Source organism: Plesiomonas sp., from assembly GCF_051652165.1.
Taxonomy (GTDB): Bacteria; Pseudomonadota; Gammaproteobacteria; order Enterobacterales; family CAMTGL01; genus Plesiomonas.
The window spans coordinates 371174-388002 of the sequence record NZ_JBOFTR010000004.1; the positions used below are offsets into that span (position 1 = coordinate 371174).

The 16829-nt window shown below is 40.1% G+C and carries 15 protein-coding genes and 1 riboswitch; of the genes, 3 read left to right on the forward strand and 12 right to left on the reverse strand.

Annotated elements, in window-relative coordinates; translation table 11 throughout:
* Nucleotide 1: 1 nt before the first annotated feature.
* The 10 genes from ACRC53_RS04120 to ACRC53_RS04165 form a co-directional block, all read right to left on the reverse strand.
* The gene (locus ACRC53_RS04120) at nucleotides 2-928 is read right to left on the reverse strand and encodes a hypothetical protein (protein ID WP_438642288.1); all 927 of its coding nucleotides are present in this window, start codon (nucleotides 926-928) and stop codon (nucleotides 2-4) included.
* A gap of 47 nt (nucleotides 929-975) precedes the next feature.
* Nucleotides 976-1467 (reverse strand): hypothetical protein, encoded by a 492-nt coding sequence (locus ACRC53_RS04125; RefSeq protein ID WP_438642289.1) that lies wholly within the window; start codon nucleotides 1465-1467, stop codon nucleotides 976-978.
* A gap of 424 nt (nucleotides 1468-1891) precedes the next feature.
* On the reverse strand, nucleotides 1892-2728 hold the full coding sequence (locus tag ACRC53_RS04130) for a CsgG/HfaB family protein (protein ID WP_438642290.1): 837 nt from the start codon (nucleotides 2726-2728) through the stop codon (nucleotides 1892-1894).
* An 18-nt stretch (nucleotides 2729-2746) separates the two neighbouring features.
* Complete coding sequence (locus ACRC53_RS04135) at nucleotides 2747-3148, reverse strand: curli assembly protein CsgF (protein ID WP_438642291.1); 402 nt, start codon at nucleotides 3146-3148, stop codon at nucleotides 2747-2749.
* A gap of 10 nt (nucleotides 3149-3158) precedes the next feature.
* Nucleotides 3159-3590 carry a curli production assembly/transport protein CsgE gene (locus tag ACRC53_RS04140; RefSeq protein ID WP_438642292.1) on the reverse strand — a complete coding sequence of 144 codons (432 nt, stop codon included), beginning with the start codon at nucleotides 3588-3590 and terminating at the stop codon, nucleotides 3159-3161.
* A 5-nt stretch (nucleotides 3591-3595) separates the two neighbouring features.
* On the reverse strand, nucleotides 3596-4237 hold the full coding sequence (gene csgD / locus ACRC53_RS04145) for a biofilm master transcriptional regulator CsgD (protein ID WP_438642293.1): 642 nt from the start codon (nucleotides 4235-4237) through the stop codon (nucleotides 3596-3598).
* A gap of 324 nt (nucleotides 4238-4561) precedes the next feature.
* Complete coding sequence (locus tag ACRC53_RS04150) at nucleotides 4562-5440, reverse strand: DMT family transporter (RefSeq protein ID WP_438642294.1); 879 nt, start codon at nucleotides 5438-5440, stop codon at nucleotides 4562-4564.
* A 231-nt stretch (nucleotides 5441-5671) separates the two neighbouring features.
* Nucleotides 5672-6568 (reverse strand): cytidine deaminase, encoded by an 897-nt coding sequence (gene cdd, locus ACRC53_RS04155; protein WP_438642295.1) that lies wholly within the window; start codon nucleotides 6566-6568, stop codon nucleotides 5672-5674.
* A 513-nt stretch (nucleotides 6569-7081) separates the two neighbouring features.
* Entirely contained in the window at nucleotides 7082-7768 is a 687-nt protein-coding gene (locus tag ACRC53_RS04160) for a CidB/LrgB family autolysis modulator (RefSeq protein ID WP_438642296.1), read from the reverse strand.
* Complete coding sequence (locus ACRC53_RS04165) at nucleotides 7765-8184, reverse strand: CidA/LrgA family protein (RefSeq protein WP_438642297.1); 420 nt, start codon at nucleotides 8182-8184, stop codon at nucleotides 7765-7767. The genes ACRC53_RS04160 and ACRC53_RS04165 overlap by 4 nt, the downstream gene beginning before the upstream one ends.
* A 446-nt stretch (nucleotides 8185-8630) precedes the next feature.
* Nucleotides 8631-8726: riboswitch (glycine riboswitch) on the forward strand.
* A 126-nt stretch (nucleotides 8727-8852) separates the two neighbouring features.
* On the opposite strand from ACRC53_RS04165, the gene ACRC53_RS04170 reads away from it, so the two are divergent.
* The gene (locus ACRC53_RS04170) at nucleotides 8853-10217 is read left to right on the forward strand and encodes an alanine/glycine:cation symporter family protein (RefSeq protein WP_438642298.1); all 1365 of its coding nucleotides are present in this window, start codon (nucleotides 8853-8855) and stop codon (nucleotides 10215-10217) included.
* A gap of 324 nt (nucleotides 10218-10541) precedes the next feature.
* On the forward strand, nucleotides 10542-11996 hold the full coding sequence (phoA, locus tag ACRC53_RS04175) for an alkaline phosphatase (protein WP_438642299.1): 1455 nt from the start codon (nucleotides 10542-10544) through the stop codon (nucleotides 11994-11996).
* 273 nt (nucleotides 11997-12269) lie between these two features.
* On the opposite strand, the gene rarD is transcribed toward phoA, so the two are convergent.
* Complete coding sequence (gene rarD, locus ACRC53_RS04180; protein WP_438642300.1) at nucleotides 12270-13202, reverse strand: EamA family transporter RarD; 933 nt, start codon at nucleotides 13200-13202, stop codon at nucleotides 12270-12272.
* 102 nt (nucleotides 13203-13304) lie between these two features.
* Entirely contained in the window at nucleotides 13305-14729 is a 1425-nt protein-coding gene (gene sbcB / locus ACRC53_RS04185; RefSeq protein WP_438642301.1) for an exodeoxyribonuclease I, read from the reverse strand.
* Nucleotides 14730-15559: 830 nt separating this feature from the next.
* Here sbcB and ACRC53_RS04190 point away from each other — a divergent pair.
* The gene (locus ACRC53_RS04190; RefSeq protein WP_438642302.1) at nucleotides 15560-16783 is read left to right on the forward strand and encodes a pentapeptide repeat-containing protein; all 1224 of its coding nucleotides are present in this window, start codon (nucleotides 15560-15562) and stop codon (nucleotides 16781-16783) included.
* Nucleotides 16784-16829 lie beyond the last annotated feature (46 nt).

Consider the following 16829-nt stretch of genomic DNA (forward strand, 5'->3'; position numbering starts at 1 on the left):
GCTAATTTTGAGTCACATTTGCGCTATTATGACCACCGTATTGTGTGACAGTTGCTAAATCACCGAAGGCACTTTGATCAACAGTGACGCTGTTATGGTGGCCATTTTGGTAAGTATCAGATGTATTCATCCCACCTGATTGTTTGATATCGGCATCGTTACGTCGACCAATTTGTACAGCATCAACATCGTTGTGAATGCCACGTTGTTTGACTTGTGCGGTATTCTTTTGGCCTGTTTGACTGACATCAATATCGTTAAAGCGGCCACGTTGTTTTACAAGAGCATCGTTGTAAGAGCCTGATTGATCAACGGTAGTGTCGTTACGACGGCCTGATTGTGTCACGTGTGCGCTGTTTGCTGTGCCACTTTGGTCTACATCAATATCATTTTTTTGACCACGTTGAGTAACATCAGCACTGTTTTTATTGCCATGTTGATCAATATCGGTTTTATTGAGTTGTCCTTTTTGTGCAACATCGGCACTATTTTTACGGCCAAATTGATCAATGGTAATGTCATTACGTTTACCACTTTGATCGACTGTGGCATCATTTTTTCTGCCGCGTTGGTCTATATTAGTATCGTTTTTGTAACCAGTTTGTAGTGCGTCAGCATTATTACGTTTACCGCGTTGTTCAATATTAATATCATTTTTATTGCCACCTTGATCGGTGACGGCATTATTGTATGAACCACTTTGGTAAATAGTAGTATCACTCATTGCGGCATTAAGTTGTTTTGAATCAGAGGTGTTTTCAGTACCTAATTGAGTAACATCAATAAGTACATCATTTGAACCGCTTTGTAGAGCATCTGCTAAGTTACCATTGCCTGATTGATAAATAGTGGTTTGTTGATTAGCAGCATTAACAGCAACAGAGCCTAAAATAGCGACAGTGATGATAGACAGATTCAGCATTTTCATTGTATAAACCCTCAGTGTTGCGTTGTCTGAATGAATTAATGAGTTTGCTAATTACTTTGCGACAGTGTAATAGGCAAACCTACACCATGTTGCACGACGGCAGCACTAAGTCCTGTGCCGTTTTGATTAATATTGGCTTGATTGCTCGAGCCAATTTGTATAACTGCTGCGTAATTATTAAAGCCATATTGATTAATCGCTGCGTTATTATCATAACCGCGTTGATTAATATACACTTCGTTCCCTGAACCATATTGTGAAACATCTGTAATGTTATTGACTCCTGATTGTTCGGCTCGCATGGCATTGTACGTACCATATTGGGTTAGAGTAAAATCATTATTTTTTCCTGTTTGTCTTAATGATGAATCATTAAATATACCATGTTGAAATATATCAGTACTGTTGTGGAAGCCTGCTTGATAAATATCAACAGTATTAAAATGTAGTTCATCTGGCGCTAGGTCTTCTGCTGCATAAGTAGCTAGGCTTAATGGCAGAGACATAAGCATAGGTAGCCAAAAGTACTTTTGCTGCATGGTGTTCTCAGCTTTATTTAAAGTGTTTAAAGCTGTTTAATTATTCATGTTATGTAAATAAATATAAATAAAACTATATTCTTATTTGTGCAGTGTATGATAGAGGAAAGTATTAATGCTTTATTTTTTATAGTTCTATATCAAATGCATATAAATATGATTGAATGTGTTTTGTGTTTTGTGTTTTGTGTTTTGTGTTTTGTGTTTTGTGTTTTGTGTTTTGTGTTTTGTGTTTTGTGTTATTTTATTTTTATGGTTCATCTAATTGGATATTTTTAAATATTGTGGTTTTACTTTAAAGAGAAAGAGAAAGAGAAAGAGAAAGAGAAAGAGAAAGAGAAAGAGAAAGAGAAAGAGAAAGACCGCCAGTGCGGTCTTTATGATATAATATAGAAATGGAACAACAGAGGGTATGAGTGATATATTAATTTGTATTTGCAGGTACTTCTTCTTTCATATAACGTTGAATAATTGGATTATTTATTTCAGCAGGGTTTTGTAATCCCCATAGATTCTGTTTTAATCCCTCAACAATAAGATGTGCAACACCTGATTCGAGAGCGGCCATCATGCAGAGTATTACGGGCTCATTGGTTGTAAATCCGGCTTCTATTTCTAAAAGACGTTGAAATTCAATGAACCTAAATACACCGGCTGAAAATTCATTCGAAAGTATGGTTTTACTGGTATTGACGGATAGAAGTATTTCTCCAGTTCTAACATCAACAGCCCGTAAATTTACGGCGACCTGATCAACACGGTATTTTCCTGATGCACCAATACCAAAATATCGAGCACCCGCACCGCCAGTTTTAATGTCGGTATCATAACCAATAATTGCTCCTTCAATTAATACATTAGCTGATAACAGTGAGGGAAGGGGCATTTGGTTATTAGCAGCAACGGTACCACTTTCTTGTGCTGCACGAATAATTTTACGCTCATTGAGTAAGTTCTGTAGCCCTTCACGCTCTAAGGGGACAAACCAACCTGAATCTTTTAATGCTGAAGTTAACATTGCATTACCACTTTGTGGCACAGCAGTAGAGAAGTTACTGGCCGGCAACGGTTTAAATTGCCCAGTTTCATCTTGAACGGCATAAACAGAAACAATAATTTTTCCATTTGGTTTTGGCAAATTAATAAGATCTTTATAAGTGCTCGGTCGCGGCATTAAGGTAGGTTTGGCGCTCTCCTTTGGTATATCAGTAACCGCGCATCCCCCCAGTAATAATACTGTTGTTAAAATGATTGCTCGCATAGCTGTAACCCTTATCTCTTAATTTATTGAGCGGCCACTGACTTCAATGGTAGAGGTTTGCCCTGTTTTTTTATCTGTAATTAAAACGACAAGTTGGCCAGTATTATTACCTTGTTGTACATTGACAGAAAAATCATTAGTAGAGATTGATTGTCCGGCTGTTGGGTTACTGAGTAAGTCACTCACCAAGTTAGACTGTAATAATTCAGTTAAATTATCTAATGCTGATGGCGTTGTAAGTGCAGATTCCAATGAGGGATCACGATAACTATTTTGAGCTTGAGCACCAGACATTAAATAGCCGCCGTTATTAGGGTTCCCTCCAAAATTAGGATTTACAGGTTGGTAAATTAATGGGCTGGCCTGTGCTAAAAAGCTGAGTGTGAGCATTGGAGCGATAATCAATCTACTTTTTTTCATAGGGTCTCCATTAAAACTCATCAGGGGCTAATTCATCAGTGTTTAGGAGTGCTTTATCAAACATAATTTTTGCCAGATTATCAGCGGTAATATTAACGGCTTGATTAACACTCTTATCTAAGCTTTTTTTACTTGGGAAAAGCACTGTTCTAAAGAGGGTGTTTTGTTCATTTTTAATGGTAATAATACTTCCCCAACGTGCACTGGGTTTCTCATAAATAGTTAAATTGATATGATCACTGGCTTGCCACTTTTCGCTGAATAATCGATAAAAATCATGGCCAACAGGGGTAATGGTTCGGTTAGTGATTAATCCAGCAATCTCTAGTTCCACAGCATATGGCTGTAAAGGATATAGCGCCATTAATACGATTATTATCATAGAGACTAAGGAGGATATGTATTTTTGGCAGATAGTGGCATTAACATTGATATTATTCATGGTTATTATGGCTGCTGTTTGACATTTTCTTCAGCCCAATAAATAGCTTGGGTACGATTCCTCACATTTATTTTTCTAAATAAATTATATAAATGTGATTTAATAGTGTGTTCACTGACAAATAGAGTGCTAGCGATCTCCATATTTGATGCCCCTGAGCGCAGTTTTTCTAAGATCTCTTTTTCACGCAATGTCAATTGCGGGTAGTTAGCTGTACCACGCTGATGTACACGTAAATGCTCTATCAATAAACTGGTTATACTGCGTGGTAACCAATATTCACCTTGAATAACAGACTTAATACCTTTGACTAAAACATCTTCGCTTTCATCAGTTTTAAATAATCCGCAAATAGAGGGCCATGAAAGTACCTCTTCTTGTAAATAGTGATCTGGCATATTAAATAGCAGGGTTTTAATGTTGTTACGATATTTAAATATTTGATATTGCCAGAGTTTAATCTCTTTGTGATCAATCTCAGCCATGTCAAATAGCATCACGGTGATCGCAGAAGGGATATCTTCTAATATATTGTGTAAATTGTGAATGTTAACAGACAGTGCTGTTTTTTCCCGTAAAGTTCGACTTAATGCGCTAACTTGTAGTGATGGTTTAGTAATAAGCAGCAAGTGCGCTTGTTTTTCCATGGTAAACCTCATCAGCTATACGGGAGTATGTACTTTATAATTAGTACAAAAGCGTAGCGGATGAATCTTATTCTTTCCGCTTTACTTTTAATATTACATTGTGTTTCATTGTTGATATAACAAATGGTTAGTTGTGACTAGAGTCAAAATGTTTAATTACTTTATAAGAAAACGTTCTATTAAATCAGGCAATATACAATAAGCATAGTCAATAATAAAAAAATAGCCTGCTGAATTAAGCAGGCTATAGAGAGATTACAGGGTGTATTGAATTAACACTTTTCAGATATTAATGGTGAGCGTATACACTGTAATTTTGCATATTTAAGTTGGCTTTTGGTGTTCACGATGTGTAATAAATGCGGTAGCTGCAATAATAATTGCAGCACCAAGCCATAAGCGGCCAGGTGGGGCCCAGCCAAATACAATCCAACCGGCAGCAATATTAATAGGTAATTTAACATTATCAAAAGGTTGAACAAAAGAGGCATCAGCACTGGCATATGCTTTTGCAATAGCTGTTTGCGCAAATGCAGTGAGTAATCCGACAATCAATAACACAGCACCCGTATATAATGTGGGCAGTGTAAAATCAGGAATTGCCAACACGAGATTAAAAGGGGTAATGAGCAGTAATAAGTAAACTACCATGGTTGTGGGGGAGTCATGCTGAGAGAGTTTTTTAACCATTAACGAGTAACTTGCCCAGAAAAAGGCAGCCGCTAATGGTAGTAAAGTCACGAGTTTAAACTCATCACTCCAAGGTTCAAGGATAATCATTGCGCCAATAAACCCAGCTAACGTTGCACACCAACGTGCTGTACCTACTTTTTCCCCTAATAAGAGCCCCGAACCAAGAGTGGCAAATAAAGGGGATGTCATCAATAAAGCAATGCCTTGCCAAATGGGAATCGGGTAGGCTAGTGCCCATAACCAGCATTGAATACCAATAACCGATAAAAAAATACGAAATACATGCTGGCCAAAATGCTGAGTATGTATAGCGCGGCGTAAACCGGTTTTGAATAACCAAGGTAGCATAGCGATGAGCGCAACAAGATACTGATATAAAGCTACGGATGTAGAAGGTATATGAGTACGAATGCTAATGTATTGTGTTAGTGTATTGATACAGGCAAAAGCCAACCCAGCTAGGATCATCCAACTAGCGCCTAGCAAAGGGCGGTGAGTGTGTCTTGTCATGTGGGGCTACTTAACGTTTCAGGCAGTCAGTCACTAAGTAAAGTGGGTAGTGTACTGATTTCCTGCCAGTAACATAGCAAAACTGAACATAAATACAGGATATGAGCAAAATAACGCCTGTTATAAAGCAGGCGTTAATGTGTATTACCTCAAAAGTGCATCAGCTATAACGCGGTAGTAAGATTAGTATGGTTACAGTGAGTGCTTTTATTGTAGAGAACACCCATTTTGTTACACTGTCACGGACTCGCAAGCCGATAGACCTAATGCATGTAGCATTGTATCTGTTGCAGGTTGCTGATTGATTGTTTGTGTATGACTTTGTACTAATACTGTACGGGTAATCTGGCTAATATTCTCACCAGAAAGATTTAGATTAATTAATGCGGCTTGTAACGGAGGAAGGCTTGGGTTAAAAGCGGCATTTTCAGCATACATTCCATGATAAATATGGCCGGATGTTGTCTGCAACGCTACGCCTGAGTAACTCTGGCTATAAGGCGCATGGCTGGCATTAGCGGCAGCTAATGCACGTAATACCACTGCATCTTCAGTTTGACTGTGCACAGGAAGCGATAATTCATGAGCTTCGCTATCCATCAATAATGTGGTGATATTAAGATCGCGTGGGCCAAAAGATTCAGGTAAATAATCGTGTAGTTTACTGGCTGTACGCTGTGGCAGATGAATATTGAGTGTTGCAGCAGCATTGAGTTCATTCATAAACTGGCGACAATGTCCGCAAGGCGAGTAATTGATGGTGATATCACTCAATGCCTTTTCACCCCGTATCCATGCATGGGTAATTGCACTCTGTTCTGCATGTACAGTTTGTTGTATGGCTGCACCTGCAAACTCCATATTGGCACCGAAATAGAGATTACCGCTGACACCTTTTGCTATCGCGCCCACATGAAAAGCTGAAATAGGTGTAATTGAATATGCAGCAGCTAAAGGGAGCAGTGCAAGCATTATGTCTTCGCTTGTCATGTTACAGACTGTTTGCAATGTGACCACCTCATCATGCGAAAGCCATCCGGCAAAATCAGCACGAGATACATAAGGTGTTATTGCTGCAGCCACATGAGCAGGAAGGTGAGTGAGTGCGTGTTGAATTTTCTCGTGCATGCGCGTAATCCCTTTTATTTTCAATTATAGGATCAACAATTCTAGAGAGCACGCACGCTGATTTATGTGACTCATGTCACTTTATTATGCAATAAATCACACTTACATTGATTGTTGTGAGAGATATCCCCCTATGCAGATAGGGAGATAAGCACGTTTTAGGAAGATGAGGGCTGACATAATAACCAACCAGCGCAATCAAAAGGCGGTTGATAGGTGTTGAGCGGATTATGCTATTAATGTGGAGCAGGATTGCGCAGTTGGCTAGTCTGCGGATCTATCCTACTTATCTTCTATTTTATACTAACTAAGGTTTATTAAATTTATGCTCACTCAGTGCCCTTTATTATGTATATTTAACATGAATAATCGGGCACAGATGTAAGTTAGATTTGTTTAAATACCTTAATTTAGTACCTTAAATTTACTGGCTATTACCGTATAATATGTCTTTATATATTGAACAGGAAACCTCTTGTTAAGTAGAACCTAAAGAGGTGGAAACAGCCATTATTAGTGTAAAATATGCAATAACACAGGGAAAATAAACGGGGCAATCAAAGAAGTGATAATCCCACAAATAACCAGTGCTAATGAACTAAATGCACCTTCAACATAATCTTCTTCTGCACAGCGTGCCGTTCCTAACGCATGTGAAGCATTACCCATAGCCAAACCACGCGCAGAAGGGTGGTTTATTTTTAGCCAGCGCATATAAATATGGCCAAATACAGCACCAAGCAAACCCACATAAATAACAGCTACTGCAGTAATGGCAGGAATACCACCAATATTTTGCGCAACCGCCATCGCAATAGGGGTTGTTACTGATTTTGGTGCAATAGAGGCGGCCATTTCAGGTGAAGCCCCCATTAATAATGCAATGGCTGTGCCGCTCACAATGGCAAAGAAAGAGCCAATAAAGCAAATCCCAATAATGGATTTCCAGCGAGCTCGAATTTGATGTAGCTGTTCATACAGTGGAAATGCCAATGCAACTACAGCAGGTTGTAGCAGTTGATTTAATAATTTACTGCCTGAAAAGTACTCACTATACGGAATACCGGTATAAACCAAAAATGCGATTAATACCAACATCGAAATCAGTAATGGATTCATCAGCGGTGATTTTATTTTTGTTGCTAACCAACGGGAAGCAAAAAACACCCCTAATGTCAGCGGTAAAGGCCACCATATCATGACTGTTTCTCCACATTTGAATCTGCACTTGGAGGGCTTTTTGAATCTGAGCTTGTTTTGTGGATACGTTGATAAACAACGGCAACCGTTGTCATCACAATAATAGTACTCACAGTTGTGGATGCTAAAAACGCACCTAATTCACTGGATAATTGGTTGTAATGATTAATTAAACCAACCCCAATAGGAATAAATAATACAGCCATATAACGGATAAAAAGAGAACAACCTGACCTGACCCAATCAGGGCGGATAATTCGTGTGCACAGCAGCGCAAATAGCACCAACATACCGATAATACTGCCAGGAATATTCAGGTGTAGCCATTCAGACAGTGCATTACCTATCCATAAGCAGATAAAAATTAATGCAAATGCGCGGGCATAGCCCCATATAGAGAGAGTAAATTGTGACATAGAAAATAGACAACGCTTAATAAACTGAAATTATCATACAATTATTTTTGTGAATGAGCTACACCCACGCACTACATAATGTGTGCATGAATATGTCAGACATTATCACACTCAGTTCTGATCAAGAACTATTATTGCATAATAATGCGGTATGGGTTTGCAATACATACATTTATTAGTCATGACAATAAGTTTAAATAATGAACAACATATTAATTTTAAGAGATATATTAGTAATAAAGAGGGGATGTTTAAGCTAAATCACTCCCTAGAGGTACTAGACAAAGCTAAAACCAGATTGGTAGACTAAAAAAGTATATAGCAAGCAATAAGTGGTTGTTATAGACCTAAAAGTTCGGATGAAGGTATCAGGAGAGTAGGGAATCGACCCTACGCCGAAGAAGTAAATCTTTCAGGCGCTGTTTTCAACAGCAAAGACTGTTACTGGACGAGCCCTTGGAGAGAGCCATTGAATTGGACGCCGAAGGCGCAAGGTAGCTCCCGCTACTCAAACGCTCAGGCAAAAGGACAGGGGAAGAGATGTGCGGAAGATTGACCCAGCAGGGGCAGTCTGCGTTGTGCTATGAGTGTTTTGGTGAGCTTCATACGTCCACATATCTGTTTCTCCTCCTAAATGGTTAGATTTATTACCTTACAGGAGGAATATTGTGTTTGATCTGCAATCGGTATTGCAAAGCGTTGATAATCTGGTTTGGGGCGCGCCTTTGCTGACACTTTTAGTCGGCACCGGTGTTTACCTAACCCTGCGGCTTAAGCTTATTCAAATTATCTGCCTGCCTCGGGCATTTTCCTATATGTTCCGTTCAGAACCTGGACAATCTGCCGGTGATGTCAGTGCATTTGCAGCATTGTGCACGGCACTGTCAGCCACTATCGGTACGGGAAATATTGTTGGTGTGGCTACGGCCATTAAAGCGGGCGGCCCCGGTGCACTATTTTGGATGTGGATTGCGGCATTTTTCGGTATGGCCACCAAATATGCCGAGTGTCTGCTGGCGGTTAAATTTCGCGTCAAAGATGCCAATGGCCAAATGGCCGGTGGCCCGATGTACTATATCGAACAGGGGTTGGGGGTGAAGTGGTTGGCCTCACTGTTTGCACTGTTTGGTGTCGGGGTCGCATTTTTTGGTATCGGTACTTTCCCGCAAGTGAATGCGATTACTGAATCACTCAATGCTACGTTTGGTTTTCCTATTTGGCTCACCGCCTTAGTGTTGACCTGCACAGTGGCTGCTGTAACACTGGGTGGAATAAAGCGTATCTCAGCCATCGCACAATTTACTGTTCCCTTTATGGCACTATTTTATGTGGCCGGATCGGTCATGTTGCTGGCGGTGAATTACCACAAAGTGCCTGATGCGATTATGCTCATTATTACCTCTGCATTTAATCCTGATGCTGCAGTGGGCGGGGCAATTGGCCTGACTATTCAGCAGGTGATGAAATCAGGTATCGCACGCGGGGTATTCTCTAACGAATCTGGCTTGGGAAGTGCACCGATTGCTGCTGCTGCAGCCCGTACCAATGAGCCAGTGCGTCAGGGATTGATCTCAATGACCGGTACATTCATTGATACGTTGGTGATTTGTACGATGACCGGATTGGCACTGGTAGTGACCGGCGTCTGGAATGGCCCATTAAGCGGTGCGGCGATGACCAATGCGGCCTTTTCGAGTGGCTTAAACGGGATTGGTGAGTGGATTGTTACCATTGGTCTGATGTTTTTCGCGTTTACCACGATTTTAGGCTGGAACTACTACGGTGAGCGTTGTGTTACCTATTTATGGGGCACAAAAGGCATCAACCTTTATCGCTGGATTTTTATTGCACTGGTAGCTTCGGGTGCATTTTTGAAACTCGATACGATCTGGATTTTAGCTGATATTGTTAATGGCCTGATGGCGATCCCCAACCTGATAGCTCTGCTTGGATTACGCCACGTGGTGATTGCGGAAACGCGTGATTATTTCACCAGAATGAAGGCAATAACTGCCACGGCTGAGGCTGTGTAATCGATTATTTCTGTCTGTTTTTTCATCCACTTCTTATAAATTGCCACACCAGTACGGTAATTATCGTGTTGTGTGGCAACCGCAATATAACGTGTTGGACCTTCTAAAAAAGCCACTGTAACCCGTTTTTCTTTCAGATAACGGGGTAATGTGTTTGTTGTATTGATGTTGCAATATTGTAGATGTAGTTCAGTAAATATAATAACAAGGTGTCATTATAGTGTTTTATCTTTGTCACTAAGGTGTCATTGTGAGTGCCTATATTTCCCCACGTGAAACGACAATCGTCGACAGGATACTGTTTTATAGGGAGATATAATCACAATGACAACACGTTTTTCTTTTGCGCTTATCACCACGGCAATAATGATCTCTTTGGGGGTTCAGGCCGCTGACCATCAGGACGTTGGCAGCAAAGCAGATAAATCTGCCGGTACGCCACCGCTAAGTTCACGCGCAGCACAAGGCGATATCACACAGTTTGGTGGTGCTCGCCGCGTGATTGCCGAGCAGACCGCTGCACTGCGCGCCTCATTATCTGGCAAGCACGTGAAGAACGTGATTTTACTGATTGGCGATGGCATGGGGGATTCAGAGATCACCAGTGCGCGTAACTATGCCGAAGGTGCAGGTGGTTATTTTAAGGGGATTGATGCCTTACCGTTAACCGGCCAGTACACACACTATGCGCTGGATAAGAAAACCGGAAAGCCCGATTATGTGACCGACTCTGCCGCATCAGCCACGGCGTGGAGTACAGGCGTTAAAACCTACAACGGTGCACTGAGTGTTGATATCACAGAAACATCACACACAACATTACTGGAATTGGCTAAATTAGCCGGAAAATCGACCGGTAACGTCTCTACCGCAGAACTACAAGATGCTACACCTGCCGCGCAGGTTGCGCATGTTACTGCACGCAAATGTTATGGCCCTGATACCACCACACTGCTTTGCCCGAGTAATGCGCTTGAAAATGGTGGTAAAGGATCAGTAACAGAGCAAATGTTGAAAACCCGCCCCGATGTGTCACTGGGAGGTGGTATGAAAACGTTTGCTGAAGTCTCTAAAGCGGGGCAATGGCAGGGGAAAACATTGCGTGAGCAAGCACTGGCACAAGGGTATGTGATTGTTGAAAACAGAGATGATTTGGGCAAAATTGCCCGCGCTAATCAGAAAGCACCGCTGTTAGGGCTGTTTTCTGATGGCAATATGCCGGTTCGCTGGCAGGGGCCGAAAGCCAGTTTACACGGTAATCTGACACAGCCTGCGGTGACTTGCACCAATAATCCGGCTCGTACAGCGGCAGTACCCACATTGGCAGAGATGACAGAAAAAGCGATTCACTTGCTTAAAGATAATAAAAAGGGCTTTTTCTTGCAGGTTGAAGGTGCTTCTATCGATAAACAAGATCATGCGGCTAACCCGTGCGGTCAGTTTGGTGAAACGGTAGATCTGGATGAAGCTGTACAAAAAGCGTTGGAGTTTGCAGGTAAAGAGGGAAACACGCTGGTGGTTGTAACCGCAGATCATGCGCACTCTAGTCAAATAGTTGCGCCTGATACGAAAGCCCCAGGTCTGACTCAGGCTTTGATGACCAAAGAGGGCGCAATCATGGCCATTAGCTATGGTACAGCGGAAGAGGGCTCTCAGGAGCACACCGGTTCACAATTACGCATTGCAGCATACGGCCCACGAGCGGCGAACGTTGTTGGGTTGACTGATCAAACCGATCTGTTCTTTACGCTACGTGATGCAATGAATATTAAGCAGTAGACTCATATTTCAAATATGATGAATACAGTTTAAAATTAACGGCATACATAAATGCATACATAAATGCATACATAAATGCAGTGATTGTAGCTTGCTGTAATTTCATCACAAAGTAAGAGATCGGTTTTAAGTGATAGCGGGGATAGATGTTTTCTTATCCCCACTATTTTTTGCTATATGTTTTAGAGTGTATGCTTTTAGTTTACTCAGTGAATGACGTTGTTTGAGTATTTTGCTTTGCTTTGCTTTTTATTTTTAGTATTAGAAATATAATCAGTGCGAAATTTTGGTAAAATCGGCCTTTTTATTATGGTTCTTTAATCGCTGTTTTTGCGTATATTGTTGATATATCATCTCTCCAACGCACAGTATTAACCCCAGCCAGATGAAACTAAAACTAATACCTTTTATACGATCAAACGGTTCATCAAAAATCAGCACAGCCAATAAAAATTGTAAAGAAGGTTCAATATATTGAATCAGACCAATAAGCGTGAGTGAGGTTCGTTTCACTGCCAGAGCAAACAGTAATAACGGTAATAGCGTGACAGGTGCACTGAGAATATAACCTGCGCGGGTAAGGGTATCGGCATGAAGCAATACACTGTGACCACTGAACAGCAACCAACTTGCGTATAACAGCGCAAAAGGAAAAAGACACAGTGTTTCTACACTCAGCGCAGTAATTGAATCATAATGAACATATTTACGAATTAATCCATAAATAGCGAAAGCTGACCCCATCAAGATGGCTAACCACGGTAGCTGCCCATAATGCCAAACTTGATAGGCCACACCTATAATAGCAAATATCACGGCCCAGCGTTGATAGCGTGTTAATTTATCATTAAGAAATATCACACCTAGCGCAATAGAGCACAATGGGTTGATAAAATACCCAAGACTTGCTGAAAGCACTTGATCATGGGTAATTGCATAGGTGAAGGCTGTCCAGGATATGCACATCACCAAACTACCCAATAAACACCCTAACAGTGATTTTTTATCCTGCCAGACTTGTTGAAAGGTTGTTTTATTTTGCACAAAACAACGAGCAAGTAATAACAGTGGCAATGACCAAATTAACCGTTGTGAAAGCAGTTCAAGCGCATTGGCATTAGGAATAATCCGATAAAATATTGGGGTTATCCCCCATAAAATAAATGCCGCGGCAGCAATAAAAGGGCCAGAAAACAGTAGAGGCATATATATTACGGTATTGTTGTGCAATACCGCACCTGTATAAAATAAGAATTTTTATCAGTGTTTAATCTGTTTTTAAACAAGATTTTTGTTAAAAATGGTTATTTATGACATTAATCGCTGCCCATATTCATATAGAGCTTTTAATAGTGCTAACTTTTCTGGATTATCATCATAAAAGTTGGCTAAATCTTCTAAACTTCGAGTAAACGCGGGTGCTTGAGCTGTTAGTGTTTCATGGCGATGAGTTAGCCATTGCTGCTGTTCAGCCTGAGTTAATGTATGGGGATAGTTGCGTGCGCGATGGCGAAAGAGTAAAGGGGCAATACGTTTATCGGTAAATTGTAGGTCTAATTCACCACGTTGTTCAGGCTTGGTTTGTTGAATAATCTTCATAGCGGCTTTATCAGCATCAGAGAAAAAGCCATCATATAATTGTGCATCTACATTGTTTTGTGCAGGATACTCTTTTTCTTGTGCAAATATGGCAACCAGTTTTTCGCGTAATTCGGGGGTTTCACGTAGGTGCTGTAAATGAGCTAAACAGGCTTCGCGGTTAATGCCTAAGCGTTCAGCATTTTCAGGTAATAATGTTTTTGCCGGCGCTAAAATTGGGCATTTGTTGATATGAACCAGTTTGAGTGGAAGGCGGCTTTCACCGTCAGCCAGCTCTGTGGTGGGGGTATACAGTTTTTCACGCAAAATATTAGCACTTTCAGTGAGCAAGGGGGTAATATCTCCGGCCAGATCAACCACAATGACTGCATTTTGGTTATGTGGATGCCATGCTATTGGGGCTATCCAACTGGTATTGCCACGCCATGCGCCGAACATACCGGAAACATGCACCAACGGTGACATATTGACCAAATCGAGTAGCGCAGATATTTTGCGCTTATGACGATGAGTCAAAAAATAGTCAAACAGTTTAGGCTGTGCCTGTTTTACGCGTTTTGCCATAGCAATAGTGGCATATACATCAGACATTGCATCGTGTGCTTGTGTATGTTCAATACCGTTAGCATGCGTTAAGCGTTCAAGTTTAAAACTAGGTAAGCCATCATCACCTTCTGGCCACTCGATACCGTCTGGGCGTAGTGCATAACAGGCACGTACAACATCAAGCAGATCCCAGCGCGAATTATGGTTTTGCCAACTATAAGCATAGGGATCAATGAAGTTCCGGTAAAAAATATTTCGGGTAACTTCATCATCAAACCGGATATTGTTATAACCCACAATACAGGTATTCGACACACTAAATTGCTGGTGGATTTGGTGGGCAAATTCGGCCTCACATACCCCTTTTTTTGCCGCAAGTTGCGGTGTAATTCCAGTGATCATGACCGCTTCAGGTTGTGGCAGATAGTCATCTGTTGGCTGGCAATAGATCACCAAAGGCTCATCTATCACATTAAAATCACTGTCTGTTCGTATACCGGCAAACTGTGAAGGACGATCAAGTGCTGGGTGAGTGCCCCATGTTTCAAAATCATAAAAGTAAAATGTATTTTCAGTTGAAGATGCCATTAGAATACCGGATTTTATTAGTGCTTTAGAGCAGCCTTAGTCAGTGTTAAACCCGATTATATCAAGGCTACGGTTAATATGTGCTGTATGTTAGCAAAAAACAGTGCCTATTGGTGGAATAAAATAATAAAACCATATTGAGTGTAAAGTAATTTTTCATTTTTCATTTTTAATTAGTGCTTAAATACACCTAAAAAATGTGTGAATAAATACGGCGTTCTCACTGTTATTATAATTTTTACTCATGATTTAATTCGGGTTTTTTACCTGCATTTAAATACAGTATTAACATGATGGAGTGATGACTGTCAGATAAGTAATACTTTCATTGTATTTTAAAGAAAGTTGCGTTGTAGAGAAAAATAGAAAAGGGATGAACATAGAGGAGTGAATGAAAATAAACAATCGGGTAGGGTAGAGTACTTTATTTGCTGAAATAGATTGCTTTCTTTTCCTGTTGGTTAGTTATTATTTTTTGGGGATACATTATGGATATTGAATCATCTTCTCCTTCTTGTAGTATAGAAAGCGGATCATCAACAATAGAACCACAAAACGCTAACAATAGAACCACAAAACGCTGATGCATCTAAATCTACTACACTAGAAAATAGATTAAAGCAGGCATCGTCAAGCGTGGTTGAGAAGTTAGCAAAAGAAGTTGAAAGAAGCTGATCGTGCCAAAAGTAAAGTGAAGAAAGAAGTTAATAGATGGTTTAAAAAACGATAATGAATCTGGTTTAACTAGGTTAAGTGTTTAATTGATTATTTAGAAATATAAATTTTAATTTTCTAAAATAAATAGACGAAAACAAAGCAGAGGTAAAGACATGGATAGTATTAGTGGCTCACCTACACGGATTAGTTATGCGATTGAAGCTTCAGTGAGTGGTATCGATTCCACTAGTGCAAGAAAATTAGCAAGTACCCCAAAGGGTATTGTTGAGTTTCTTATTAACTTTTTCACTTTTGGTCAGGTAAGCCGAAATTTAGGTAAGCAATATGATCAATTAGTGCGCGATTTTTCTGAAAAAATAGTCTTATCGATGAGTAAAATGGATGCTTCAGATGATTTTTCAGGTGAGTTAGAGTGTGATTTTGAAGGCTGCAAGATTACTTTCTCTTCAAATGAAGGCTCTATTTCTCTACAAGTAACGTCACCTGATGGTAAGTTGTGTGAAAATAAGGATTTACCTGCTGAGAACTTCCAGCGGGCTGTGAACTTTTTTAGAATGCGACATTTGGCCGGTGCTGGATTCTCTACAAATGTGTTTAATAAAAATGGTTATGTTAATTTACAGAACTTGGATTTCTCTGATCATAATCTTGAATATACCATATTTAATGGAGTCGATTTTTCAGGGAGTAATTTTCAGAACTCAGATATGACTGGTGTTAATATTTTTGACTCTATATTAAATTCAATTAATATAGAAGGGGCTAGGGTGGATGGTGTTGGAATATACAGATCTAATGTTTCTAATGTTGACTTTTCCACTGCAGATGCAAGATCAGTATATATGCATAGCTGCCTATTGGGTGATGCTATTTTTATCAATAAAAAAAAGCCAAATTCAGTATTGATGTATTCTACCTCTTGCTATGATGATAATCTAAAATTCCGACCTAAGTATAAAAATCCTCCAAGTCGCAATGATATAACGATGTCGTTAAGTCCTGAGGAGAAATTTAGAAGACTGCGGAGTGTAAATTTAGGAAGCTCGTCATCGTCATCGTCATCGTCATCGTCATCGTCATCGTCAGAAGATGAGAGCGTTAAAACTCTAAAAAGACCTCCTGAAGAGCTAAAAAGGCCTCCTGAAGAGCTAAAAAAGCCTCCTAAGCCGCCAAAAATGCCTGAACTACAAGTATTAAATAATGTACCGATTCGGTTTGCACCTACAGAAGAAGATCTTGTTAAAATGGGAAAAAATCTAAGGAAAGTATCTGAACAAGTCGAAAAGGAGCGGGAGGAAAAAAAGAAACAAGAATATAATCATAATCCTGTGTTAAATGCTCTTAATCGTACAATAAATTTTCCTGAAAAGAAATAAGTGACAACAGAATATCTCTTATTATTTACAGTGAGTAAATTTATGG

Excerpts from the sequence above, each read along its gene's own strand:
- ACRC53_RS04135 (WP_438642291.1), bottom strand. The coding sequence starts at position 3,148 with ATGAAAAAAAGTAGATTGATTATCGCTCCAATGCTCACACTCAGCTTT.
- ACRC53_RS04130 (WP_438642290.1), bottom strand. The coding sequence starts at position 2,728 with ATGCGAGCAATCATTTTAACAACAGTATTATTACTGGGGGGATGCGCG.
- rarD (WP_438642300.1), bottom strand. The coding sequence starts at position 13,202 with ATGCCTCTACTGTTTTCTGGCCCTTTTATTGCTGCCGCGGCATTTATT.
- ACRC53_RS04140 (WP_438642292.1), bottom strand. The coding sequence starts at position 3,590 with ATGAATAATATCAATGTTAATGCCACTATCTGCCAAAAATACATATCC.
- ACRC53_RS04120 (WP_438642288.1), bottom strand. The coding sequence starts at position 928 with ATGAAAATGCTGAATCTGTCTATCATCACTGTCGCTATTTTAGGCTCT.
- cdd (WP_438642295.1), bottom strand. The coding sequence starts at position 6,568 with ATGCACGAGAAAATTCAACACGCACTCACTCACCTTCCTGCTCATGTG.
- ACRC53_RS04190 (WP_438642302.1), top strand. The coding sequence starts at position 15,560 with ATGGATAGTATTAGTGGCTCACCTACACGGATTAGTTATGCGATTGAA.
- csgD (WP_438642293.1), bottom strand. The coding sequence starts at position 4,237 with ATGGAAAAACAAGCGCACTTGCTGCTTATTACTAAACCATCACTACAA.
- phoA (WP_438642299.1), top strand. The coding sequence starts at position 10,542 with ATGACAACACGTTTTTCTTTTGCGCTTATCACCACGGCAATAATGATC.
- ACRC53_RS04165 (WP_438642297.1), bottom strand. The coding sequence starts at position 8,184 with ATGTCACAATTTACTCTCTCTATATGGGGCTATGCCCGCGCATTTGCA.
- ACRC53_RS04125 (WP_438642289.1), bottom strand. The coding sequence starts at position 1,467 with ATGCAGCAAAAGTACTTTTGGCTACCTATGCTTATGTCTCTGCCATTA.
- ACRC53_RS04160 (WP_438642296.1), bottom strand. The coding sequence starts at position 7,768 with ATGATATGGTGGCCTTTACCGCTGACATTAGGGGTGTTTTTTGCTTCC.
- sbcB (WP_438642301.1), bottom strand. The coding sequence starts at position 14,729 with ATGGCATCTTCAACTGAAAATACATTTTACTTTTATGATTTTGAAACA.
- ACRC53_RS04150 (WP_438642294.1), bottom strand. The coding sequence starts at position 5,440 with ATGACAAGACACACTCACCGCCCTTTGCTAGGCGCTAGTTGGATGATC.